Origin of the sequence: Sphingomonas sp. BK235 (assembly GCF_004345855.1) — a bacterium.
Lineage (GTDB): Bacteria > Pseudomonadota > Alphaproteobacteria > Sphingomonadales > Sphingomonadaceae > Sphingomonas.
Map to the genome: position 1 here is coordinate 1 of NZ_SLXN01000019.1, position 24,125 is coordinate 24,125.

The following is a 24,125-nucleotide window of genomic DNA, read 5'->3' on the forward strand; positions in this document are numbered from 1 at the left end:
ATCCGCATCCGTCGTGAGCAGCACGCCCTCACCGATCAGGCTGCGGTCGCCCAGCATCATGGCCCGGTGCCGTGCGCGGCCCGCGTTTGCGTCGGGTGCTGCCACCTCCTCGACGATCACCGGTATCGAGGCGTTGGCGGCATAGTCGCGTACCAGGGCGAGGCTTGCGTCATTGCAGCTATCGAGCAGCAGGCAGAGCCTAGGAGCAATGCCCACTCGCTCCAGCCGCTCCACAGCGGCAAAAAGCTGCGGGAGCACCGCAGCTTCGTTGCGGACGGGCACGCAGATGGCGAGGGGGAGCGCCTCTACACGCGACGACGACCTAGGATTGATCTTGGACACTTATCTGGATTAGCGGGATCGTAGACGCGTTACGCTGATCTTGATCAGGTTGTAAGGCCCCTTGCTCCGGCGGGCAGCAGAAGCAGCTCTGCGTACTAGGCGGCGGCGCTAAACCTCCTCTCAAACATGCGATCGAGCTACCTATTAGAGGGCATCTCGCCTTGCTCGCGCAGACCCAGAACCGGTCATCCAGAAGCCCCTCCCAGTTTCTCAACTCGGGCCATTCGTTCATCTCGCCGCTCGAGCCTTTCGAGTGCTCCTTGTAGCGGTCCGGCTGGCCGGATTTTGGCGAAGAGGGAGGTCAGCTCCCGGTGGTGGTTCGCCGAGTTATCTGTCAGTCTCTTCGTCAACGCCAATAGGAGCTCGACATGCGCCTCGTGCCTGCGTCAATCGTCGGCCTCGTCCTCTTGCTGTCGTCACCGTCTCTCGCCCAAACTCCGCCTTTAAAAGGAGCGGAAGCCGCGCTGGCCGCTCTCGACATGCAGCAGAAGGCGATGGTTGCCCGCGCCGACGTCGACGCGCTGGACGCCTTGTCCGCGCCCGGACTGACGATCAACGCCCCCACGGGTCGCGTCCTCACCCGCGCGCAGTTCCTTGCGATGATGCGCGACGGCCGCATCGCCGCGGAGGATTTCGACCGCACGATCGAGAGCGTGACCGTCGACGGCGACGTTGGCGTTGTGATGGGACGCGAGGTCTTCACGCCCACCCCGCAAAGCGAGCTCGGCCGCACCTACGGCGCGGTCCCGCTCGATCGCCGCTACACCAACGTCTACCGTCGGGAGGGCGGCAGATGGCGCTGGTTCGCGCGGCATGCGAACGTCGTGGCGAAGAGAGCTGCGGAAGCCCGCTAGTGAGCGTTTCGGCCCCCTACCCTCTCGTGCCGAGGACCCAACTGCGGCCGTTCAACGGCAGCTTAGGCTCTCCCGAAAGCGGACGCCCGTTCACCTTGGTTTTAGGGCGACTTGGCATGCTCATTGAGCTTCTGAGCCGGTCGGGTTTGCGGGCAAGGGGCCTTTCTCCTCACAGGAGGCCGGCAGCTTTGCGTCCGTTGGTTGGCCATCTACTCGCTAGCTGACGGCATCTTGCCTAGCTCTGCGGCCGGCCCGCTAAGTCCGGGTAAATCATCGTCCCAATACGGTGGATCACCAAGGCCGACCCTGAGATGGTCGAGCAAAGCCCTAAGCCTTGCCGGCGGATCGGGTCGGAAGGTCGCCGTGATCGGCGTGATGTCCGGCTGCAGACCGACGTCGAGGACCTGAAGCTGCCCTTTGGGCAGGGCCTTATGAGTGTGAAACGTGGGTAGCCAGGCAATGCCGAGCCCGGCGATCGCGGCATCCCTCATGGCAACGCAGGAGGTGACGCGGAGCCGCGGTGCGACATGCGCGACAACACGCTCGATCTCGGCCTTGAAGCTCCAATCTTCCGGGCCGCGCTCGGTGTAGTGGATAGCCTTGTGATGTTCGAGTTCCTCGACGGAACGCGGCATCCCAAAGCGCTCGAGGTAAGATGGTGCGGCGACCAGTATGCGGCGACTGATTGTCAGCTGCTCCGTCACGAGCTTGGGCAGCGCATCCGGAGCGATGCGCACGACGAGATCGAAGCCTTTGCTCAGGTCACTGATGCGATCATCAAAGTCTGCAGTCACGGCGACATCGGGGTAGCGCTCCATGAACTCGTAAAGGAGCGGACCGAGGTGCAGGTCCCCGAATGCCCTTGGCGCGGCGATGCGCACGTGGCCGGCGACATCACCGCGCCGCCGAGCCAGATCCTCCCGCGCATCGGCCGCCTCACCGACGATACGCCGAGCACGCTCGAGGAGCGCCGATCCATCATCCGTCAGAGTGAGCTGGCGGCTGTTGCGATTGAGCAAGGCCACCCCGAGCGTCTGCTCCAACCCGGTCAGCCGCTCGCTCACCGTCGACTTCGACAGCCGCAGCTGGCGCGCGGCCTCGTTGATCGAGCCGCAGTCCGCGACCATGACGAACGCCACCAGTTCGTCGAGTTTCATCGTTCGCCATCTCCGGACCGTCGGTTCGGCATTTCCGACCTGCCGGAAACCCATGTCGTTGATCATAAAGTGGGGTTGGGGCCGCTGCCAAGCATCGATGCTGCGGGTCGGCTCTAGATGCAGATCTGCGGGGGCGGAGACGATGAAGACAGTCAGGATAGCAGCAGTATTCGCCGCCGCCGCGCTGGCCCAATTGCCTTGCGCGGCTAGCGCGGCCGCGCCGGCGAGCGCCACGACGTTCCCCCCGGCCTTCCAGGTCCGGGACATCCCGGCGAACGGCACGACGATCCACGTCCGTACCGGTGGCAGCGGACCCGCGGTGGTGCTCATTCACGGCTACGGCGACACCGGCGACATGTGGGTGCCCCTCGCGATAGACCTGATGCGCGACCACACGGTGATTGTTCCGGACCTACGTGGCATGGGCCTTTCGGCAGTCGCGACCGACGGTTTCACCAAGAAGAACCAGGCCGAGGACATCGCCGGCGTACTCGACGCGCTGCACGTGCAACAGGCCGACATCGTCGGCCACGACATCGGCAACATGGTCGCGTTCGCCTTTGCCGAAGCGCACCCTGATCGAACGACGCGGCTCGTTGAAATGGATGCTCCGGTGCCGGGAGTCGGCACTTGGGACGAACTGCTGAAGAACCCGATCCTGTGGCACTTCCGCTTCGGCGGCCCCGACATGGAACGGCTCGTCGCTGGCCGCGAGCGGATCTACCTCGACCGCTTCTGGAACGACTTCTCGGCCGATCCCGCACACTTCCCCGAGGCAGACCGTCGTCACTATGCGGAGCTCTACGCACGGCCGGGCCGAATGCACGCTGGCTTCCTGCAGTTCGCCGCCTTCGATCAGGACGCGATCGACAACCGTGCGTCCGTCGCCCGCGGCCGCCTGCAAATGCCGGTGCTGGCGATCGGTGGTGACCACTCGTTCGGACCGGTCATGGCCTTCGTCATGCGCTTCGCCGCAGACGACGTCCGTCAGGTGGTCATTCCGGACTCCGGCCACTGGCTGATGGAGGAGCAGCCGAAGGCGACCGTCGCCGCGATCCGGTCCTTCCTCGACAGCTCCGGGCCCTTGCCACAGAAGCGGCTGACCGCGGCGAACGTCGATGCGCTGACGCGCGACAAGGGTGGAGCCGGCACGTCGCAGCTGGGCGGAGTCGAGACGACGATCCTTTCCGGCGACCCGTCCGCTCCGGGCCCCTACGCGTTCGAGATCAGGGTGCCCGCGCACACCCGGATCGCGGCCCACACGCATCGCGACAACCGGAATGCGATCGTCGTCTCCGGCGACTGGCACTTCGGCTATGGCCAAGCCGCGCAGGACGGTGCGACGACGACACTCGACCCCGGCGGCTTCTACACCGAACCCGCCGGAGTGGCTCATTTCGCCTTTACGGGCGACCAGCCGGCTGTCGTGTTCATCAGCGGTGAGGGCCCCACCGACACCCGCTACGTCAGCTCCGCCGATACGCCGACCAGCAAGTAGGAGGTCCGATGGTCTCGTTTCCGCAAGCCCGCGACGGCGCCAGCGATCACCTGCTCACGCCTGAGAACGCCGCGGTTGTCATCATCGACTTCCAGCCCGTCCAGGTCTCCTCGATCGCCTCGCGCCCGAAGCGGGAGCTGGTCGCCAACATCACGGCGCTCGCTCGCATCGCCAAGCTCTTCGACATGCCCACGATCCTCTCGACGGTGAACGTCGCGACGGGCCGCAACCAGCCTATGATCCACCAGATCAGCGAGGTGCTGTCGCACGTCGAGCCGATCGACCGCACCTCGATCAACGCGTGGGAAGACGAGGACTTCAACCAAGCAGTCAAGGCGACCGGGCGCAGGAAGCTGGTTATGGCGGCGCTCTGGACGGAGGTCTGCCTGGTCCACCCCGCACTCGACGCGATGCACGAGGGATTCGAGGTGTACCCAGTCATCGACTGCGTCGGCGGCACCTCTCCCGAGGCGCATCAGCTCGGCGTCGAGCGGCTGATCCAGGCGGGAGCCAAGCCGGTCTCCTGGGTTCAGCTGATCTGCGAGCTGCAACGCGACTGGAACCGAGGGGAGACGGTGCCGGGCTTCAGCGACATCCTGTTCGCCGTCGAGGGCCACTGAAGTGAGCACTCCCCGACAGGAGATGATCGCCGGCCCCGGCAGCGACCTCTTCGTTCGATCCTGGCCTCCAATAGAGTCGGCCAAGGCGATCCTCGCCATTTGTCCCGGCTTCAACTCCCATAGCGGCTATTATGGATGGGTCGGAGAGCAGTGCGCCGCCGCGGGCCTCGCGACATATGCGGTCGACCTCCGCGGACGCGGACGATCGAGAGGAGAGCGCTTCTACGTCGAGAGCTTTGACGACTACGTCGCCGATCTTGCGACACTCGTCGCCCATGCGCGCACGAACCGCCCAGGGCTCCCGCTGTTCGTGCTCGGGCATAGCGCCGGCGGGGTGATCGCCTGTCTCTATGCCCTTCATCACGGCGGTGATCTGGCTGGCCTCATGTGCGAGGACTTAGCGTTCGAGGTGCCGGCTCCTGATCTTGCGCTCACGATTCTCAAGGGGCTCAGTCACGTCGCGCCGCACGCGCGCTCCATCCGGCTGAAGAACGGCGACTTCTCGCGCGATCCTGCGGTCGTCGACGCCATGAACAATGACTCGCTCATCGAAGACGAGGCTCAGCCACTGGCGACCATGGGAGCCATGGTTCGGGCGGACGCGCTGCTGAAGGAATCCTTGGCGGCCATCACCATCCCGATGCTCGTTCTTCATGGGACAGCCGACCGCGCCGCCAAGGTCAGCGGAAGTCAGCATCTGCACGAACGAGCGGGATCAGCCGACAAGACGCTCAGGCTCTATTTGGATCGCTACCATGATCCACTTAACGACATTGGCAAGGAGGAGGTCATGGCGGACATCCTGAGCTGGATCGATGCGCGACTGCCGGCAAGCACATAGGAGTGATCGATGAACCTGCAGCTCAAGGGAAGGACGGCACTTGTCACCGGCTCGACGGCGGGAATCGGACTCGCCATCGCCGAGCGCCTCGCTATGGAGGGCGCGACCGCCATCATCTGCGGCCGCAGTCAGGCGAAGCTCGACGCGGCGGCGGAGCGGATCTCAAGGGTCGGCGCGGTCGAAGCGATCGTAGCCGATCCCGCGACGACGGACGGTGCGGCGGCGCTGATCGAGGCGAAGCCCGACGTCGACATCCTCGTCAACAATCTCGGCATCTACGAGGCGAAACCGTTTACCGAGATCTCGGACGCGGATTGGCACCACATCTTCGAGGCCAATGTGCTCAGCGGCGTGCGTCTCGCCCGTCACTACTTCCCGCGCATGCTCGCGCAGGACTGGGGCCGCATCCTTTTCGTCGCCAGCGAGAGCGCGGTGATCATACCGGCAGAGATGATCCACTACGGCGTGACCAAGACCGCGTTGCTCGCCATCGCACGGGGACTTGCGGTGCAGACGACCGGCACAGGCGTGACTGTGAACGCGATCCTTCCTGGACCCACCCGCTCTGAGGGTATTGTCGAGTTCATCCGCTCCGTCGTCTCCGACAAAGACGCGCCTGAGGCAGAACGCGAAGCGGAGTTCTTCCGCACGGTGCGCCCATTGTCGCTCATTCGACGTCTCATTGAGGCCTAGGAGATTGCGACGCAGGTGGCATTGCTAGCGAGCCCTCTGGGCGCGATCACAAATGGCGCGGCCGTGCGTATGGAGGGAGGCATTGTCCCAACGATCGCTTAGCCAAAGATACATGAGTTCACGCTGAGCCACACCTAACTCAGGCGCGTCCTTCAGCCTGCGCTCGACTTGTCGGAGACGACCCAGAAGGCCATCCAAGGGCCCCCACCCCTTTCCCAACTTCGGCCGCTCGTTCACCTCGGTGCCACCGTCTTCTGGGCGTGCTGCAGAACGGTCGGCCGGCTTGCTTAGACAGGCAAGCAGAAAGGCAGATTTGAGAGCGCGCAGGTGACGTGACCCGCGCCAGTCACGCTAAAACCCAGGGCAGCTCTATCGCAGCCGAGCTCGTTCAAGCTTTGGATTGCGACGATACGTGAAACAACCGACATGGATGGGTCTTGCTTTGCATCAACCTGCCGCGGCGCGTAGGCGGGTCCATGGACCAGACACTGAGAGCGTACCGGCGAGCGCGCCGTAGCGGCGAGATCGTCACCACCAACTTGCTCGAGCTACTATCGCAAACGCCTGGCGCGATCCGCCTTCCGATGGATACGCCAAAGTTGGTGCGAAGGGTGGTTGAGAAGAATAGGGCGTAGATCGCACGCTCGCCTGGCTTCAGCCCGAGGGGTCACCACACAGAAACTAGGCCGGAAAGCGCTTCTGGATTGGTCAGTGGCGCCTACCCGGCTGATCGTGTAGACGGGCAGCGATGTTCAAGACGTTCTACGACCCGATGCAACCTCGCCGACACAGCCCGATTGCTACCGCCAACTACGCCTCTAAGCGCTCGCCGGCACCCGGCGGCATCCTGTCGATCAACCATGAGGAGCTCGCACGCCAGCGCGAGCTGGGAACTCGGCGAGGTTAGGCACGCAACCACGAGGGGCTCTTTTATGAAGAAGACCGAGATGCCCTTGCTCAAAGCCCGGCTTGATGCAGCCAATCGTCAGGCGGGAGCCGACGCCAACGACCGAGAGGTCGAGCGTGACCCAATCCGTAGCGACGCAGAGGGCAAGCACATCGCCACGGGGATCGTGCCCGCGGATGGGCATCGTGAGCCTGTTCGCGGCGGTCAGCCGGGCGAACGCTGAATGGCCTTTCTCGGCAGGATCAGCTGATCGCCTGAGACCCAAAACCGGTCACTAAGGAGCCCCTGCCTTCTTCCCAACTCCGGCCGCTCATTCATCTTCACGCTCGAGACCTTTGAGGGTTCCGGAGCGCGGCTGCGCTGGCTTGGTTTGAGAGCGCCGCGGACGTTCGGCTTCGCGACTACGCCATCGAAGCGACATGCCGGATTATGGGCCATTAGGGATCGATGGTCTTCTGCAACCAGCCTCCCAGCAGAGCGAAATAAGCAGGCGCGTCCGGAGCCGCTTGCGCAGCGAACTGCGCATCGACTTGGCGGGCGGGCGGCACGCCCATCATCATCGCATGATCTGCTCCGTCGATCACGCGGACCGTGACCTGTGGCAAGTCGGCCGAGCGTGCTCGCAGAGCTTCGAGTGACGCTGCCACCGGCACCCATGGATCGGCTTGGCCGAACATCACCAGTGTCGGTACACGAGAGCCGACCAAGGCTCGCATGGGGTCGTTGCCGATCTGCTGCCGCCACTCAGGGTCGTCGATGTTTCCCTTGATCCAAGTGTCAGCGTACCAAGGCTCGCTCCGAATGCCTGCCTCGGCGCGCTCGGCGGAGGCGCGTGATCCCTTGCCGCGCACATAGTCATCTACAGCCGTGCGCGCCGCGATCGCACGGTCGATGGTCGCCTGAGGTTTGCCTTGTATGCGGAGGATATTGGCCACCGCATAATTCATCTGAACGTCAGCGGTCGCGATCGGCCCGGACACAGCGATGGCGAAAGCCGCGCGTTGCTCTTTGCGCGCTGCCAGGATGGTCAGCCAGCCGCCCTGTGACAGCCCCCAGAAGCCGATGCGCCGCGGATCGATGTCGCGCTCCCGACTCAGTCGCTTGAAAGCGGCGACGGCATCGTCCGCTAGCAAGTCGAAGTTGCCGGGCGCTGCGCCGCCACTGGTCGAGGCGCCCGATCCACGCCGATCGTAGAGCAGGACCGCGACGCCGAGACGCGGCAACGCCTCCGTCAGGTGGCGGTACAAGGGATCGCTACGGAGCGGCACCTGTGCACCATGCAGCGCGATAACAGCGACGCGCGGCTTGGTTCCCTTCGGCATGAAGAGGGTTCCAACCAGGCGGGCACCACGGTTGCCGAAGACAATCGCGCGCTGTTCAACTGGGTTATCGGTCGGCACCGCCCATTCCGGCAGAGCCGCAGTCTGAGCCGTGACCGCCGGCGCCTCCCACATCAAGCACAGGACGAGTGCGACGGCTAACAATCTCATGGTCGTCCTTTCATTGCGATAATGCATCGATCGAAACGGCACCGATTGTCAAAAGCATTAAGTAGCGAGCGGTTTCACGTCCTCACAGTCCCACGGCCGAGCAATGTTCGTAATTTGGCGCTTGCGGCTCCCTTCCCTGCGCGCCGGTTCCCGGCTGCGGACGTTCCCAGCGGCCTGCCCATTTCCTCATTTCGGCTGCTGGTTTATCTCTAACCTCGAGCGCCTTCGGGCGCGCTGCGAAGCCGTCGAACGGACATAAGTTGGCCTGCTTCATCCATTTGCCGACCGGCAGCTTCCCGCATGCGACGAGTGCTGCGGCTGCGAGTCGCCCACGGCGTGCCTTTAATGCGAGGGCTGAGCAGCTGTACCTGCGATGCGATAGAACACCGCGTAGCGCTCGATAAGTAGATGCCGTTGCGCGAGTCTCGCGAGCCAGCCAAGTACGCGGCGGGGATCCTCGTAAAGATCTGTCGTAATCCTTATAAATACATGTTAAGGTCGGAGAGTTAATGGCGCATAGCATGCAAGACTACAGTGAGGCGACCCTGCGCATGCTACGCTGTAGATTGTCAGAAGCGCTTTTGTATGACCGTAGGTCATTGGCAATCGCTGAAGGTGTCCAAGGCGCAATGTGTGAGTTCACCATCTGCCGAAGCGATCGGACCTCGGCTTCGATCTTTTTGGCCAGCTCCATGTCGCTATCGCTGCCCAGCCTCAAGCTGGCGGCGAGCTTGTCCAGTGCGGTTAGGTGCGCGGTTAGAGGGCGCATAACCCTGACGCGCAATGGGATGAGGTCGCTAACGGTCTGAGCGGTTAAACGCGACAAGACAACGTTGATTTGATCAAGGGCTTCAACCAGCTCCTTGGTGGGGTCTTCGTATGTAGCCATCACACATCTGCCTCGTAAGCGTCTCCAAAGTGACAGAACGCCGGTTGCCGCGGTTAGTGCAACGACCCGGTCGCACACACAGAGCGTGACACGATCCCGGTTCTATACGCTCCTCGGATGACAGTGTGATCATCGATCGCCAACTAGCCTGAAGTCGGATGCTGGCACGGTGAGCGACCGCCCCCTGATCGGACTCTCCGGGCTGACCTGCGGCATCCGATCGGCGTACTCGTTCGATCCTGGTCAGCGGTCTCGATAGCTGGCGGTAAGCGAGCAATCTTTCGTTGCAAATCGGAAAATATATGATCTAGTCCCTCCGCTGCGCGTACCTGCGGCAACGAGCGGTAGTCGCTCCTAGGCTGACGGGGAATTTATGGCGCGCTTCAGCATGCGGTGGTGCGGCGAGGACCGGATCTACGAGAAGAGGCCGATCCAGGCGACGAATCTGGCGGATGCCCGCCTCGAGCTATCAGGGGCGGCGGCCGCTTTCATCAAGGGACACGCCTCTGAGCTTTGGCTCGATAAGGTCTGGTATGTCGAATTGAACGACGAAGACGAGCGCACGCTTTATGAGCTGAAGATCAGCGCAACAGAAGCGAGGCGACTTATGCCGGCCGCCGTTCGGCCGAGCTAAGGCGCGACGTGCTCTTGGGGGCCTTGCCCTCAAGGTCACGGCGCAAATCGGTCACGTAACCGGCACAACGACCCCGCCAAAGCTGCGCCCAAGGCCGCCCGCCTTACCTCTCGGGTGCGTGTTTCCTTGCCGCTCTAGGAGATCGCCAACGACCGAGTTACGAGCTCCCCAGTCCGACTGCAGCGGCCAGACCGCTTATCGGCGCTTTCGGTCGCCGGCCCTCTCGCGCCGAAGACCCAGCGTCGGCCGTGCCTCATGGAGGTAGTCAGCGCTGAAGTCGCCTGCGCGCTGCAATCCTCTCCAATCGACAATTCGAACCTCGCTCCGACCAAGGTCAATTAAGCCGTCGTGTCGAAGGCCCTGGACGGTGCGATTGACGTGGACCGAGGTTATCCCAGTTGCGTCGCCCACCTGTTCCTGGGTTAACGGCCAAACGTACAATGGCCCGTCGCACAGACTAGCTGCCTCTGAGCGGACAGCCATCTCGCAGATGATGTGGGCGACACGTGCGCGGGCATCACGACGCCCAACATTCAGCATCCACTCGCGAGCCACCGAGGCGTCGATCAGATTATCGCGCCAAAGCGCGCGAGCGAGCACAGGATGCCGTTCAATCGCAGCCAAAAGCGTGCCCTGCTGAATGAAGGCGAGGCGAACGTCGGTGAGCGCCTGAATGTTGTGGTCAGCTTCGCCGAGGAGGTGATCGTGCGCGCAAACTAAATCGCCTGAATATGAACTGACAGGATTTGTCGCCCACCATCTCCGGTCACCTTACCGCGATAAAGAAAGCCATCAAGGATGGCCATGCAGCGGCCGGGCTTATCGCCCTCGCGCACAATGAAGCGGCCACGAGGTACTTCAGCTACCTCATGGGGCATTCGTTCCAGTGCTTCGATCTCATCTATGCCCAATTTCATGCGCCGGCTTAGCTTGCGCACCATGGGCGCAAGTGCATGTTCTGACGAACACGTCATGGGCTTTCTCGATGTGGTTGGGGCGAGGGAAGCCAGCCCTCTGCCGCCAGCGCCCTCGATGTCTACCAGCGATAAACGTGAGAACCCGTGGAACTAATTTGCGTTCCTCTCAGACCACCTAACGCAAATCAGCAAGCTGCACGACCAACGCGCGTCCGCGGGCGGGAGCGAGGCAGGTTCAGGGGGATCATTACCGCGGCGGAGTGGCCGCTCGTGGGCGCTTGCAGCCCTCTGCCCTTCCGTGCCGAGGACCCATTTGCGGACATTCATCCCAACACATCCAGCGCCCGAAAGCAGACGTTCGTTCAGGCAGATGCCGACCTGCTATTGTCCGTCTGCCGACAGGCCGCTTCGTGCCGGTAAGCTAAAGAAGCCACCCAGCCCGCGCCTATTTAGACTGTCGGAACCGTACCGCCATCGATGACGAACTCGGCGCCATGGATGGCGGCAGCACGATCCGAGGCCAGGAAGGCAATCAGGTCCGCCACCTCCCATGGCTCGGCGCCACGGCCGATCGGGATCCCGCCGATCCACGCAATAACGGCTTGCCGTGCGTCCTCATACGTGCCGCCGGCGCTCGCCTGCATGCCCTTCACGAGATCCACCGCACCCTCGGTCATGATCCAGCCGGGACACACGATGTTGACCCGGACGCCCTTCGGACCGAGCTCCTTGGAGATGGATTTGCTGTAGGTTCTCAGCGCCGCCTTCGCGGCAGCGTAGGCGGTGGTGGACTCCGGCAAAGGCAGTACAGATTGGGTCAACGTAACATGCACCACAGCGCCACTGCCGCGGTCGATCATTTGCGGGATCAGCAGGCGATCGAGGCGCACCGTCGCCAGCAGGTTCAGGTTTAGCTCGGACAGCCAGATGTCGTCGGTCAGGCCTGCAAAGCCACCCGGCGGCATCGCGGAGCCACCAATAACATGGGCCAGAATGTCGATCCCGCCCAGCCGCTCCAGCGCTGCCGTCGCCAGCGCTTCGCCACCCTCGCCCGTGGTAAGGTCCGCCTCGACATACGCGACGCCCTCAATTGGATTCTTGATAGTGCGGGCGGCGGTGATGACCTGCGCGCCACCAGCGAGGAAACGCTCGACCGTGGCACGGCCGAGCCCCTTGGTGCCACCGCTGACGAGCACGCGCTTGCCCGCGAATTCGTTGGGATTGACCTCGATTCTCATATCGTCGTCTCCAGCGTCTTGATCGCGCCGTTCACCAGCGTGAAGCGGTAGGTGAAGCGCAGCGGGCTGCCGGGAAAGTCGCCGTGCGCGGGGCCTTCGACGATGACATCGCCGCTGTCGTTTCGGACGGTGTCGGGCATGAAGATCGCCTTCACCGGCATCACCTCTTCCTCAAATAACCGGCGGATCGCCGCCTGCCCCTCGAAGGGCTTGCCGTTGTCGATGAAGACCGCGTCGGGCCGGAACGGCTTCAGCATGCCATCGAGATCGAGACGGGCATTCGCCTCGACATAGTCGGCGATCGGCTTGGGTAGGTCCATCGGCATGGTCATTTCCTCGACGTTGATGAGGCCGATCTAGCAATGGACTATTCCCGTGATAATCGAGACAAAGCGGCATGGGATATCACGGTAACCGGGACAATCATGCGTCATTCCCTCATCGAGCTTGAGGCCGTTCTCGCCATCGTCCGGTGCGGCTCCTTCCGTGCGGCGGCGCTCGATCTCGGCATGTCGACCACCGCCATTAGCAACGCGGTCGGCAAGCTCGAGCGTGAGCTTTCGGTGCGCCTGTTCAACCGCACCACGCGCAGCGTCTCGCTCACCTATGCGGGGCGCATCTTCGTCGCGCAGATCAAGCCGGCGCTCGAAGACATCCAGAAGGCGATGAACACGGCGCGCGCGCAACAGGAGACGCCGTCCGGCACCTTGCGCATCAACGCCTTCGCGACCGCGGCGCGCGAAATCATGGCGCCGCTCATCCTCACCTATCTGCAGCGCTACCCCCAAGTTCATATCGATCTCGTCACCGAGGGGCGGCTGGTCGATGTCGTGGCGGCCAGCTTCGATCTCGGCATCCGCAGCGCCGATCTGGTCCCCAGTGACGCGATCGCTATCTCTCTCGGCCAGATGCGGCGAATGGCGGTGGTGGCATCACCGACCTTCTTCGACGGCAGTACCATCCCGCAGCTGCCCCGGGAGCTGCTGGGCTTTCCCTGCCTTCGGATACGCCTTCCCAACGGGGCCCTGTTCCGATGGCGGTTCGAGAAAGGCGGCGAAGAGCTGCAGGTCGACGTCGAGGGGCCGATGACGCTCGACGAAGCGTCGCTCGCCCGGATCGCGGTGACGAACGGTGTCGGGATCGGCTATTTCATGGAAGCTGACGTGCGGGAGGACATCGCGGATGGACGCCTCGTCCGCATCCTCGAAGATTGGACGCCGCCTCTCGCACCCTTGTGCCTCTATTACCCCAACCGGCGCAATTCCTCGGCAGCCTTTCAGGCGTTCGTCGCGCTCGCTCGGGACTTTGCCAACAGACGGCTTTGACCCAACCCCACCCGTTCCCGATACCCTCCTAGCTGCCTAATACTTGCCGCTCGCCAATGCGGACGAACCGCTCATTTGGGCGTGCCCGCCGCGGCACGGCACGCCCAAGCACTCACATGTCCGCTGCGGTCGGGCGTACGATCACCTCATTGATGTCGACACCCTCCGGCTGCTCAATGGCGTAGCGAACGGCTCGCGCTATCGCGTCCGGCGTCAGCGACTTCTTCCGCCACCCCGTCAGTGCCGCCGCAACCTCAGGATCGGTGATGTCATGACCCAGCTCGGTGGCGACTACGCCCGGCGAGATTAACGTCGAGCGGACCTCGTCATGCTCCTGCCGCAGCCCTTCAGTGATGGCGCGTACGGCATGTTTGGTAGCGCAATAGACCGCAGCGGTGGGCATCACCATGTGCGCGGCGACCGAAGCAACGTTGACGATATGGCCGCTCTTCTGCGCCACGAACCGGGGCAACACGGCCGCGATGCCGTTGAGGACGCCGTGGATGTTGACGTCGACCATCCGCTTCCACTCGTCGCGCTTGAGCGCAGCAAGCGGCGAAAGCGGCATCACACCCGCATTGTTGACCAGCACGTTGACACGTCCGAAGCGCGTTTCAGCAGCCTCCACGAACGCGTCGAAATCGGCGCCGTCGGTGACGTCGAGTTCGCGCCAGGCGACGGTCTCGCCCAGTTCCTCCGCCAGTGCATTCAGACGCTCTCCGCGACGGGCGCCGATGAACAGCCGGGCGCCAGTCGCCGCCAGTTCGCGAGCAGTTGCCTCGCCGATCCCGCTGGACGCGCCGGTGATGAGGACGACCTTGTCGATATTTCCTGCCATGATGCAGTCCTTCCATTGTAGTGACGGGACGCAGATGGGCCATCGCCCGTGTCGGGCGGTAGAGCGATCGCCCGAATGGCTTGCACGATCCTCCAGAACCAACGCCGGGTGCTTGCCCACCACGCGCAAGTGGGGAAGGATCGTCGGCATGGACCGGATCGCCGAACTCGCCGCCGTCATCGATCGATACGTCGTAGGCACAGGCATTTGCAGCACGGTGATGCCGCATGTGTCGCTGATCCGAGCGGACGCGCCGAGCACCCCCACGCCCGCCGTCTACGAGGCGTCCCTTTGCATAATTGCCCAGGGGTCGAAACGGGTGTCGATCGGCGAGCACAGCGTCATCTATGACGCGGCCCATTACCTCTTGGTTTCGGTCGACTTGCCGCTGGTCGGTCATGTGCTCGTTGCGAGCCCTGAGCGACCCTATCTCTGCTGCAAGATCGATCTCGATTTCGCAATGCTGGCCGACCTGATGGCCAGCGAGGGTGGCGGGGTGGCCCGTACAGATTTACCGGTACTCGGTGTCTACCCCGGCGATCCCGACCTTATCGATGCGGCGTGCCGGCTGGTCGGCCTGCTCGACCGACCCGACACGATCCGCGCGCTGGCGCCGCTGATCGAACGCGAGATTATCTATCGTCTGCTCACCGGGCCGCACGGCCCGATGCTTCGTCACGTCGCAACCGCTGGCAGCCATCTCAATCAGGTCAGCCGAGCGATCGCCGCCATCCGCCGGCGTTTCGATGCGCCGATCCGCATCGACGACGTCGCAGCCGAAGCCGGGATGAGTTCCTCCTCGCTTCACGCACACTTTAAGGCGATCACCAGTATGACGCCGCTGGAATATCAAAAGCAGCTGCGGTTGCAGGAGGCCAGACGGCTGATGCTGGCGGAGGGTGCCACGGCGAGCACGGCAGGCTTTGCCGTCGGCTATGATAGCCCATCGCAATTCAGCCGTGAATACAGGCGACTATTCGGTGCGCCTCCACGTGCCGATATCGAACGGCTCCACGCTGCGCCAGCAGCGGCTATGGCGCTGTGACGACGGGCTGGGTCGCGACCGGTGCTGCGTGCATTGATCGGCGCTCTACAGGTATGACTAGGACCTTGGCCGTTTAGGACCCACAATTGGTCACTCAGGCGCCCCTGCCTGCTTCCCAACTCCGGTCGCTCGTTCACCTCGCCGCTCGAGCCTTTTGCGCGTTCCGCGCAGCTGTCCGGCTGGCCCGACCTGGCAGGATAGCGGTCGCGACCGAGGATACGCTGCGAGGGCGCTACTTTTCGGTGCAGCATCCTTGCCCGCATTGATCCGACGCGTATGCTACCCCGATGCTCATAGCGGTCGCCCTATCCACGCTTCTCGGGGCCATGCTAATCGGCGCCTTAGTGGCGTTTGCCAGATGGAAAGCCAACCCGGACAGCGAGATCGGCGGGAGCTACAAATGGGCCGCGCTTACGCCAATCGCTTTAGTGATGACGCCTACTATCGCCATCTTCTACAAGGCCACATACCGTTGCCACCCACATTGCGACGGCATGACAGGGCCAATCACACTGGTCGCCGGGTTCGGCCTGTCTGTGTTTGTCGCAGCGGCTGGCGCAGTCGGAGCGTTCTTAGCGATGGAGAGACTTTCGAGGTAAGATCACCAAGTTCCATCGCATTTGTCAGTAAACGGCTCGATAGGCTGCGGGATGGCTGTCGGGATGGATGGCCGTCGTCGCGGTCGGCATCGCTTTAGATTGGGCCCGAACACAACAACAGCGCGAGCTTTCAGCGCCTCGACAGCGGTGGTGAAATCCGACTGTGTTATCTTCAGCTCATCCAGGATCTGGCGCTTCTCCGGCTCACTGAGTTGATGGCAAAGGCGCAGCAATCCTTCTGTGGCGTCCCGTAAGCTGGCCCACAAAGCTGGCTCGCCTCGAGAGATGGAGTATCGCTGAGTATCCGCGGCAGTGAGGCAGCTTCTTGGTACGTCAACGTTGATTGTAAGCTCCCGGCCGTCATCTCGCAGCCTGCTAGAGGCAAGCCGTTTGCTCGGCTCCCACTGCAACGTCAGCGACGTCCCGTTCGTAGCGATATGCATGATCGCCGGCTCGCCCGATCGCACCTGCTCCACGAGGCTCCATACGCCGTAACGAGTGCTGCTTTCCGTGATGGTCGCGCGAGCGCTTGCGCCGCCCGCTTCCATGCACAGGACGAGAGCAAGAGAGAGTAGCAAGCGCCTCATTCATCTATGATGCTTCTGGAAAACGCCTTTTGCAATCGAGCGCTTACAGAACGGCCCTTCGGGCGCCTTACGGCCTCTGCCCTCTCGCGCCGCGGACCCAAAGTGCGATGTTCCCGACGATAAGGTGGCTTCCGAAAACCGGACGCTTTCTGTGGATGGCTCCCGCGTTGCAAGGGTAATTTGACGTGTCGACGTAGGGTCGGGTGCAGATCTCTGTTCGGCCTGTTTGTGCAGCCGGTGAGGACTGCTGGCCCTGATGGAGTCCGCGAGCTGAGTCCCATCTCGTTCAACAGGCTATGATGCCTTGAGCGTCCGTCGGGTTGTCTCTGCTCCCGGTCTGACCGGTTCGCCATCACATCGCATCGCTCTCACAACCTCGTGAAGCTGGTCTCCTTGGTTTGGTCGTTCCAGCTAAGTCGTTATGCCGCAAGCCTGGGTTGGTGCCCGGCCCGGTACGTCTCGCCGCGCGCCATGATGGCCCAGACAACCCGGGCGGTCTGGTTCGCCATGGCGACTGTCGCCACGCGTGTCGGCTTGCGCGCGAGGAGGGCCACGAGCCGCGGGTCGGCAGTCTCCGGCTTGCGCCTCACGCCTTTGATGAGCGACGTCATGCCCACGACGAGCAGCGTTCGAAGGTATTTGTCGCCCATCTTGGTGATGCGCCCAAGCCGCTCTTTGCCGCCACTTGAATGCTGCCGCGGCGTCAGGCCCAACCAGGCGGCGAACTCTCGCCCTGAGCGGAACTGGCTCGCATCAGTGACCGACGCGGCAAGCGCCGTTGCCCCGATCGGACCGATGCCGGGAATCGACATGAGACGGCGAGCCATATCGTTCGCCCGCTGCCAGGCAAGGAGATCCAGATCGATCTTTCGAAGCTGCGCATGGGTGTCGAGCGCCTGCTGTGACAATCGTCCGACGACCCTTGCCGCCTCGCTCGGCACCGCCGGCGCCTCGCCGTCGACGATCTTGCGCGCCATCTCCAACGCCAAACGAACGCCTTGGGGAATGTTGATGCCGAACTCCGCCAGCAGCGCTCGCACCATGTTGACGAGTTGCGTACGCTGCTTGACCAGCAGGTCGCGCGCCCGATGCATCGACAAGGCCGCCTGCTGCTCCGGCCACTTCGCCGGAACGAACCGCATCATCGGACGCGTCACCGCCTCGCAGATCGCCTCCGCATCAGCTGCGTCTGTCTTGCCGCGCTTCACTTAGGGTTTGACATAGGCCGGCGGCATCTGCCGCACTTCGTGACCCAGCTTCATCAGCTCGCGCGCCCAATAATGCGCGGTCCCGCACGCCTCCATGCCGACAAGACAAGGCGGTAGCTTCTCAAAGAATGGCAGAACCTGCGCTCGTCGCAGCGTCTTGCGGACGACCACGCGGCCCTCCGCATCTACGCCGTGAACCTGAAAGACGTTCTTGGCCAGATCAAGGCCGATCGTGCTAATCTCCATGACGGGTGGCTCCCATATGCTCGTGAATGCCTGACAGCCTTCACACCTTGGCACCGCGATGCCGTGAGCGGGAGCCATCCACCCCATTCGTTCAGGCCAAATTTCGCCTGCTGGGATAAGGTCTGCCGACCCTCCAATGACCCTTAATCAATGATTCAACATCCCCGGCACCTTGGGCGTCGGGAGGGAACGGCAGTCCGCTTCCGCCGAGACTTATATCCTGAGCTGCAGCATATCTCCTAGGCCGAACGCTCCGTATACCCCGGAGGTCGCAGCAGCGAGTGCATCGTTCATCGTTGTGACCGGCCCTGCCATGCCGATGAAGTCGACGATGGTACGTTGTGGCCGCTGGCCCGCCGGCGCCTGTATGAGGTCGAGGATAGCTGATGCCACTTTGGTCGGATCCTGTTCAGGCTTTGAGGCGAGAAACGCATTGTAGCCTTCGAGCGACTGACCAGGGACGTCCGCGAAGGAGCCATAGGTCGCGAGCCGGTCGATATCGTCCGGCAGGACGAGGCTGTCGATCCAGGAAGTCGGGAAGCCGCCCGGCTCGACCAGAACCACGTCGACGCCAAATTGGGCTACCTCGGCGCGAACCGTGTCGCTCAGCGTCTCGACGGCAAACTTGGTCGCGCTGTAGGGTCCGTAGAACGGCATTGAGAGCCGCCCCAATAGGCTGGACACGTTGATGATCAGCCCGGCCTGCTGCCGCCGCAGCGTGGGAAGCACGGCTCGCATCGTCCGGTGCACGCCGAACACGTTGATGTCGAAGAGCCGCTTCAGCTGTCCTGCGGTGTAAGCCTCGCTCAGGCCGTAGCTTCCGACCCCGGCTACGTTCACCAAGACGTCGAGCCCTCCCAATGCCGTAATTGCCGCCTCGATTCCTTCGGCTACGCTCCTGTCGTTGGTCACATCGACCTCGACCACTGTCGCGCCGGCGTTTCGCAGCGCATTGGCCGACTCGGCGTTGCGGCCATCTGGATCACGCATGGTCGCTGTCAGGCTATGTCCGGCTTGAATGACCAGACGCGAAGCGAGCGCGCCGAAGGCGCCGTTCGCGCCGGTAATCAGTATCTTCGCCATCAGAAGCTCCGTTGTCTGCCGGCCAGAGCTAGGCTCGTTGTAAGCTGCCCAACAGTGACCTAGGATCGGACGAATGGTTCTAGAAAACAGAACGATCGATTGGTACGAGCTGCGCGCCTTTGCAGCGGTGGTGCGTCACGGTGGCGTGACGGCAGCCGCCAAGGCGCTGCACGCCTCCAAGTCCACAGTGTCGCTCCAAATCTCGCGATTGGAGATGAGGCTTGGCACGCGATTGCTCGAGCGCAGCTCACGTCGCGTAGCGCTGACCAGAGAAGGCGAGCAGGTGTTGCCGCGCGTTCTGTCGTTGCTGGCCGAAGCAGACGATCTGCTGGAAGAAGGTGCCAGGGTGAGGAGCACGCCTCGCGGGACCGTCCGGATCGCGGTCACCCCTGCGCTGGGCGCCGCGGTCTTGGAACGGTTGCTTCCGGTCCTGCGTGAAAGGCACCCCGACATCTTTCTAGCCGTGGTGTCGAGCTACGATCTGGATGATCTTAGGGATCCCGCTTTTGACTTCGCCATTCGGGTTGGGCAGGTCCGCGACGAGAGCCTGGTGGCGAAGAAGGTCGGCTCGTTCGTCCGTATACTCGTGTGCGCACCCGCTCATCCCGCCGCCCAATTCACCACACCGGAGACGCTGGCGAGCACCGATTTGCTGACCTTCTCCAGCGATGCCGGCGGTGTCGGGTGGCACCTTCAGGCCGGTGCGGAGCAGCTGCACCTTGACCACCCGGCACGCTTGGCAAGCCAGGACTTCGACTTGCTGCTTCGTCTTGCGCGTCAAGGTCTCGGCATCGCCGCCGTACCGGAGTTCATGGCTAGGGAAGGTATCGCTGCGGGTCACCTCGTCAGGGTTCTACCGGGCTGGCAGTCCGCCCCGATCGACGTCATGCTGGCCTACCGCCCCGCCGTGTCTCGGATCAGCCGCGTATCCGCCGTGCTTCAGATCGCCCAAGGTGCGGTTGCTGGCGCGTTAAGCGATGGCACTGATGTAACCTGATGGTTGCTAGGCTTAATAGCGTCAGAGGACACGTGAGTCGAAACAGGCCGTGCTCACGATCCGAAGCAAGACCCATAACCGGTCACTCCCGGCGCACTGCCCAGCTCCCAACTTCGGACGCCCATTCATCTCTGCGGTCGACACGGGTGACGCGCCGCAACGCCGGTGACCTGGTCCGGTCTTGGCAGGGAAGCGGACGTTCCGCTTCGGATCGGCGAACTCCCAGACGTCACTTACGGCGCATCACCCTGAACCTCTGAGACGACCCGGCGAAGTCGTACGGCCTCCGAATGTACAATCCGCGTCCAATTTCATAGACCGTGTCGCATTCTAGCTTCTTAGTTCCACTACAGAACAAATCTGACTCGATTACATACCTTCCGGGGATCTCCCCAACTGCTAGGTCTCGCGGGAATAGTAGGTAGGTTCCATCTTGTTGGTAGGTTGTTCCCGAGGCGCCCGGAGCATCCGGCACGATGGTGTTGCCTCGGATCAGCTTATCCAGCTCAGCGCCTCTGATACGCCTTTCCGCCTGCTGTTCCTTGCACGCCGCAACGCTGATAACAAAAAGTGCAATGCCTGCAACCTTTAGCACTCGGTCCATCAGCTTGCCCCCAAACTGCGCCTGGCGAACCTGAACGAATGGCCGATCTCAAGCAGTCGATGGTGCGAGATTACGGCCGTGTCTGGGCGCTTGCGGCCGCCTCCCCTCTCGTGGCGAGGACCCAAAAGCAGCCGTCCAAGGCGCCTTCCCAGCTTCTCGATTCCGGCCGTTCATTCATCTCAGCGTTGCGCCAGCACTTGGCGTCTGAACCTGCTATCTCGAATGTCGCGACTGGACGATAGTTTATGAAGCAGGCTGTCCGCGTTTTGTGCCGGATGAGGTGCGAACCGGTTTTGCAGGAGGGGTAGGCACGGGATCAGCCGCGACGCTACGTCGAACCGCAGACGTCGCCCCAGCGTCTTCGTAATACAGAACTAGGATGGTCGCGATCGGTGCGGCGGTGAGGATCAGCAGGAAGAGGCCCATCAGCCATTCGTTGGCCTCGAGTGGTTGCGAGAAGCTACCGCTGGGCTGCATTGACGGGTAAGATCGCATCGGGCGCCTGCCGGCGTTCTTGGGGTGAAAGGGGCGATCCGCGCTACCTCGGTGGGCAGACGGCCTGCTCTGCGAGCGATCATAGGCGGCGCGTGCCTCCGTCTTTCCCAACACGGCATACGCCTCGTTGATCTCTTTCGCACGAGCAGAAACATCCACACCGTGATTGGCATCGGGGTGATAACGACGGAGCAGCGCTTTCCACGCGGCATGAATAGCGTCGCGACTTGCCGTCGAGGGAACCCCTAGAACCGAATAGTAATCGGGTGACAGAGCCATCCAGCCGATACCTACGGCGGATAAGCAAAAAAGGAAAGTCCGCCTGCCGGGTGATCTAAACCGGGCTTGGCTCGGTGCTCCACAGGCGGCTTCAGCGGCATCACAGCGGAGGGTCCCTCCGTACCGATCACAGCGGGATCGGGCACCAATGTGGCGAAGCCCCGATTGTCGTAACTTAATCAGGAGGAGCTAGCGCTTCTGCATGCCACGCTTCGCGATCACATATTCGAGTCCCGGTATGACGGACGTGTCCGTCGAGCAGCACAGTAGTCGCATCCGGGCTAAACGGGCCGCGATCGCGAACGCAATTGAGCGTCTCCTCTCATTGACAGGTAATTTTCAACAAGGTGTCATCGACATCGAGCTTCGACACGAAGTCACTGGAGTGGCCGAGCGGTTCAAGGTCACTGTTAGTGTGCAAGCTGTTTCCTGAACGATCTCTGATCAGAGATTAGGAGCGCGAACAGCCCTTCCTTCCAATCAGGTTTCTCCATAGCGAAGATGCTCTTCGAGCAAGCTGACGACTTCACGAAGTCGGACAAGCTGACGTTCCAGATCGATCTTCAGCACGGCGACAGCTTCGTTCGAGAGGTCAGGTTTGAGCGGGATCAGGGCGCTGTACGCTTCATCCAAGGCGGCTTTGGCCTGCTCGAGGTCGGCATATAATTCACTCATCAGACGCCTCCACTAAGAATATATAACGGCTTGCGAGTTGCCTTGGCGCCGCGCCGCCCCAGCCTTTCGCTATGATCCGCATCAAGGCGACCCTGTCTCGTCCTCTAGCTGTTCAGCCGTTGGGTGAGCCCTCCTACTCGCGCGGCTATGATCGCAATTTGCATAATCGCCCGCTTATGATCATGACCCGCATCTGAGTTTGCAGGGACAAGGGAGGGCAACAATGACGCTGGTTGAAGGTGGTGAGGCACTCGCCCTTTGGCTGCAGCGGCTCATGCTTCGCTCCCCGCTCAGCCAACAGGATCAGGACATCGTCAGGTCCTTCCCAGGCGTCATACGAAAGGTCGATGGTACACGTGACATCGTACGACTGGGGGAGAGGACCAGCCACGTCTCGCTCGTGGTAGATGGGGTCGTTGCACGTTTTGGGCAGACCGCTGACGGGAACCGGCAATTCACCGCCTTTTTCATCCGCGGCGACATGGCGGATCTACACGCGGCGGTCATGCCTGTGGTGAGCTCGCCTCTACAATCCACATGTCCCACGGTCCTCTTCCAGATCGATCGTCAGGTCATTCGCACCGCGGCCGCTCAATCACCTTCCCTGGCCAAAGCGTTCTGGTGTGATTGCGTGACAGAAAGCCAGATTGGCGCTGAGTGGCTTGTGTCAATCGGTCGCGGATCAGCTCTTTCGCGCATCGCGCACCTTTTGTGCGAGTTTGCCTGCCGATACGGTGTGATGTCCGGCGAGCGCGATCGCTTCCCGCTCCTCCTGACACAGGCGCATATCGGTGATGCTGTCGGGCTCACCGCCGTACACGTAAACCGAACGATCCGTGCGCTACGAGAGAGTGGCAGCGTGATAGCAGAGGCTGGCCAGGTCACGATACGAGACTGGGACCTTCTCCGTCGCCAGGGTGGCTTCGACCCCGGCTACCTGCATCTCAACGATACCGATCCACGTGCTGGCCTGCATGTCGAGCTGGAGCTGCAGTAAGAACGCGGAGCCTGGCGACCGGGTGAGCGTTAGCCACCCGACAGCAAGGATATTCGTGATGCCGCGCTTCCTGTTTCACCTGCACGAATGCGGCGTCAACACGCATGATGACAGCGGTCGCGAGCTACCAGATCTCACTTCGGCCATAGAAGCGGCGAGGGCAGACGCTCTGTCGATCATGGCACACGAGGTGTATGACGGCCACCTTTGCCTCAGCTGTCATATCGAGGTTGAGGAGCCGGCCACCGGCAAGCGAACTTCGCTTCCATTCAGGGACGTTCTGAAGGTGACCGGCATATGAGCGACTTACGCGTCGTGCCTTGCCGCGCGGGGTCGAAGCTTACGGCCTCTCCCTCAAGCGCCATCATGCCCGGATGGAGCGCACCACAGCACAGCTAAGGATCTGACTTTTCAGACGTTCGGAACGACAGCCGTGTGATCTGGTTCATTGACCGAGGTCGCTAACACGCGTGGTACCTCGTCGTGGTCGCCTGACCGAAGTCGCACGCGTGCAGTGATGGACCGCGCCGGCATGGATCAAAAGAGTGCACCTCTTGTCGAGGCGCTAGCGCGCATCGAGCGCAACCCGCCGGTCGGCTTCGGCGCCCCCGGCCACAATCAGGGCGCTGCAATCCCGCACGGTCTCCGCGCCCTACTCGGTCGTCGACTGTTCCGCTCGGACGTTCTCACACCGAAGGGCCTAGATGATCGCACGGAGGGCGCGCTCGCCTTGCAGCGCGCGCATGAGATCGCCGCGGAGGCATGGAACGCTGATTTCTGTCGCTTCGTCACTGGTGGTTCGACGCAGAGCCTCCACACCGTGATGGCTGCGGTTGCCGCTCCGGGCGAGACGATCCTGATCGCAGCGAACGCGCATAAGGCCGAACGCACCTACGCGCTAGCGGCCGGGCTGGAGGCGATCATCGTCCCCGTCGTCATCGATGCCGAGCGTAATATCGAGCACGGAGTCGTGCCGGAGGTGCTGCGCGCAGCGCTGGCCAACCATCCCGCCGCGCGAGCGTTCGTGCTCGTCAGCCCGACCTATTATGGCGTGACGAGCGATATCG

22 protein-coding genes and 4 pseudogenes are annotated in these 24,125 nt (G+C 62.6%); 14 read left to right on the top strand and 12 right to left on the bottom strand.

What is annotated here, in order from left to right; all coding sequences use genetic code 11:
* Window positions 1–342, bottom strand: a pseudogene (locus tag EV292_RS22195) (hypothetical protein); the annotation flags it as partial.
* A gap of 368 nt (window positions 343–710) precedes the next feature.
* Between EV292_RS22195 and EV292_RS22200 the strand changes: the two are divergent.
* The gene (locus EV292_RS22200; RefSeq protein WP_132911457.1) at window positions 711–1,196 is read left to right on the top strand and encodes a nuclear transport factor 2 family protein; all 486 of its coding nucleotides are present in this window, start codon (window positions 711–713) and stop codon (window positions 1,194–1,196) included.
* A 209-nt stretch (window positions 1,197–1,405) separates the two neighbouring features.
* Here the strand turns inward: EV292_RS22200 and EV292_RS22205 are convergent, their stop codons facing one another.
* Window positions 1,406–2,683, bottom strand: a complete 1,278-nt coding sequence (locus EV292_RS22205; protein ID WP_243693923.1) for a LysR family transcriptional regulator — start codon at window positions 2,681–2,683, stop codon at window positions 1,406–1,408.
* Between EV292_RS22205 and EV292_RS22210 the strand changes: the two genes are divergently transcribed.
* The 5 genes and pseudogenes from EV292_RS22210 to EV292_RS22230 all read left to right on the top strand — a co-directional run bounded on the left by EV292_RS22210 (window position 2,673) and on the right by EV292_RS22230 (window position 7,135).
* On the top strand, window positions 2,673–3,851 hold the full coding sequence (locus tag EV292_RS22210) for an alpha/beta fold hydrolase (RefSeq protein WP_243693924.1): 1,179 nt from the start codon (window positions 2,673–2,675) through the stop codon (window positions 3,849–3,851). The genes EV292_RS22205 and EV292_RS22210 overlap by 11 nt on opposite strands.
* An 8-nt stretch (window positions 3,852–3,859) precedes the next feature.
* Window positions 3,860–4,471 carry a hydrolase gene (locus tag EV292_RS22215; protein ID WP_132911460.1) on the top strand — a complete coding sequence of 204 codons (612 nt, stop codon included), beginning with the start codon at window positions 3,860–3,862 and terminating at the stop codon, window positions 4,469–4,471.
* Window positions 4,472–4,493: 22 nt separating this feature from the next.
* Complete coding sequence (locus tag EV292_RS22220) at window positions 4,494–5,312, top strand: alpha/beta fold hydrolase (RefSeq protein WP_132911461.1); 819 nt, start codon at window positions 4,494–4,496, stop codon at window positions 5,310–5,312.
* A gap of 9 nt (window positions 5,313–5,321) precedes the next feature.
* Window positions 5,322–6,107: pseudogene (locus EV292_RS22225) on the top strand (SDR family oxidoreductase).
* A gap of 830 nt (window positions 6,108–6,937) precedes the next feature.
* Complete coding sequence (locus EV292_RS22230; RefSeq protein WP_132911462.1) at window positions 6,938–7,135, top strand: hypothetical protein; 198 nt, start codon at window positions 6,938–6,940, stop codon at window positions 7,133–7,135.
* 214 nt (window positions 7,136–7,349) lie between these two features.
* On the opposite strand, the gene EV292_RS22235 is transcribed toward EV292_RS22230, so the two are convergent.
* Window positions 7,350–8,402 (bottom strand): alpha/beta fold hydrolase, encoded by a 1,053-nt coding sequence (locus EV292_RS22235; protein ID WP_165927247.1) that lies wholly within the window; start codon window positions 8,400–8,402, stop codon window positions 7,350–7,352.
* A gap of 1,262 nt (window positions 8,403–9,664) precedes the next feature.
* Between EV292_RS22235 and EV292_RS22240 the strand changes: the two genes are divergently transcribed.
* Complete coding sequence (locus tag EV292_RS22240) at window positions 9,665–9,925, top strand: hypothetical protein (RefSeq protein WP_132911464.1); 261 nt, start codon at window positions 9,665–9,667, stop codon at window positions 9,923–9,925.
* A gap of 716 nt (window positions 9,926–10,641) precedes the next feature.
* Here EV292_RS22240 and EV292_RS22250 read toward each other — a convergent pair.
* From EV292_RS22250 to EV292_RS22260, 3 genes are all read right to left on the bottom strand, one after another.
* Window positions 10,642–10,866, bottom strand: a complete 225-nt coding sequence (locus tag EV292_RS22250) for a hypothetical protein (RefSeq protein WP_132911466.1) — start codon at window positions 10,864–10,866, stop codon at window positions 10,642–10,644.
* Window positions 10,867–11,291: 425 nt separating this feature from the next.
* Window positions 11,292–12,080, bottom strand: a complete 789-nt coding sequence (locus EV292_RS22255) for an SDR family oxidoreductase (protein WP_132911467.1) — start codon at window positions 12,078–12,080, stop codon at window positions 11,292–11,294.
* Window positions 12,077–12,406, bottom strand: coding sequence for a nuclear transport factor 2 family protein (locus tag EV292_RS22260; protein WP_132911468.1), 330 nt, complete (start codon window positions 12,404–12,406; stop codon window positions 12,077–12,079). Before EV292_RS22260 ends, EV292_RS22255 begins: the two co-directional genes overlap by 4 nt.
* A 96-nt stretch (window positions 12,407–12,502) precedes the next feature.
* Here EV292_RS22260 and EV292_RS22265 point away from each other — a divergent pair, with 96 nt between their 5' ends.
* Complete coding sequence (locus EV292_RS22265; protein WP_132911479.1) at window positions 12,503–13,405, top strand: LysR family transcriptional regulator; 903 nt, start codon at window positions 12,503–12,505, stop codon at window positions 13,403–13,405.
* Between the two features lie 112 nt (window positions 13,406–13,517).
* Here EV292_RS22265 and EV292_RS22270 read toward each other — a convergent pair whose 3' ends face one another.
* Window positions 13,518–14,243 carry an SDR family oxidoreductase gene (locus tag EV292_RS22270; RefSeq protein ID WP_132911469.1) on the bottom strand — a complete coding sequence of 242 codons (726 nt, stop codon included), beginning with the start codon at window positions 14,241–14,243 and terminating at the stop codon, window positions 13,518–13,520.
* Between the two features lie 148 nt (window positions 14,244–14,391).
* Here EV292_RS22270 and EV292_RS22275 point away from each other — a divergent pair, with 148 nt between their 5' ends.
* Entirely contained in the window at window positions 14,392–15,288 is an 897-nt protein-coding gene (locus EV292_RS22275; protein WP_132911470.1) for an AraC family transcriptional regulator, read from the top strand.
* Window positions 15,289–16,893: 1,605 nt separating this feature from the next.
* On the opposite strand, the pseudogene EV292_RS22280 reads toward EV292_RS22275, so the two are convergent.
* A pseudogene (locus EV292_RS22280) lies at window positions 16,894–17,928 on the bottom strand (IS110 family transposase).
* 213 nt (window positions 17,929–18,141) lie between these two features.
* On the bottom strand, window positions 18,142–19,011 hold the full coding sequence (locus EV292_RS22285) for an SDR family NAD(P)-dependent oxidoreductase (protein WP_132911471.1): 870 nt from the start codon (window positions 19,009–19,011) through the stop codon (window positions 18,142–18,144).
* Between the two features lie 73 nt (window positions 19,012–19,084).
* Here EV292_RS22285 and EV292_RS22290 point away from each other — a divergent pair, with 73 nt between their 5' ends.
* A complete protein-coding gene (locus tag EV292_RS22290; RefSeq protein ID WP_132911472.1) occupies window positions 19,085–20,008 on the top strand; it encodes a LysR family transcriptional regulator in 924 nt (307 codons plus the stop codon).
* A gap of 229 nt (window positions 20,009–20,237) precedes the next feature.
* Here the strand turns inward: EV292_RS22290 and EV292_RS22295 are convergent, their stop codons facing one another.
* Both EV292_RS22295 and EV292_RS22300 read right to left on the bottom strand, forming a co-directional pair.
* Window positions 20,238–20,612: a hypothetical protein gene (locus tag EV292_RS22295; protein ID WP_132911473.1), complete on the bottom strand. Its 375-nt coding sequence runs from the start codon at window positions 20,610–20,612 to the stop codon at window positions 20,238–20,240.
* Between the two features lie 243 nt (window positions 20,613–20,855).
* Window positions 20,856–21,386 (bottom strand): DnaJ domain-containing protein, encoded by a 531-nt coding sequence (locus EV292_RS22300; protein ID WP_132911474.1) that lies wholly within the window; start codon window positions 21,384–21,386, stop codon window positions 20,856–20,858.
* A gap of 238 nt (window positions 21,387–21,624) precedes the next feature.
* On the opposite strand from EV292_RS22300, the gene EV292_RS22305 reads away from it, so the two are divergent.
* Window positions 21,625–21,819 (top strand): hypothetical protein, encoded by a 195-nt coding sequence (locus tag EV292_RS22305; protein WP_165927248.1) that lies wholly within the window; start codon window positions 21,625–21,627, stop codon window positions 21,817–21,819.
* 47 nt (window positions 21,820–21,866) lie between these two features.
* Here the strand turns inward: EV292_RS22305 and EV292_RS22310 are convergent, their stop codons facing one another.
* Complete coding sequence (locus EV292_RS22310; protein WP_132911476.1) at window positions 21,867–22,061, bottom strand: hypothetical protein; 195 nt, start codon at window positions 22,059–22,061, stop codon at window positions 21,867–21,869.
* A gap of 223 nt (window positions 22,062–22,284) precedes the next feature.
* On the opposite strand from EV292_RS22310, the gene EV292_RS22315 reads away from it, so the two are divergent.
* The 3 genes and pseudogenes from EV292_RS22315 to EV292_RS22325 all read left to right on the top strand — a co-directional run.
* Window positions 22,285–23,058, top strand: a complete 774-nt coding sequence (locus EV292_RS22315; protein ID WP_132911477.1) for a Crp/Fnr family transcriptional regulator — start codon at window positions 22,285–22,287, stop codon at window positions 23,056–23,058.
* Between the two features lie 58 nt (window positions 23,059–23,116).
* Window positions 23,117–23,359: a hypothetical protein gene (locus EV292_RS22320; RefSeq protein ID WP_132911478.1), complete on the top strand. Its 243-nt coding sequence runs from the start codon at window positions 23,117–23,119 to the stop codon at window positions 23,357–23,359.
* A gap of 216 nt (window positions 23,360–23,575) precedes the next feature.
* Window positions 23,576–24,125: pseudogene (locus EV292_RS22325) on the top strand (amino acid decarboxylase); the annotation flags it as partial.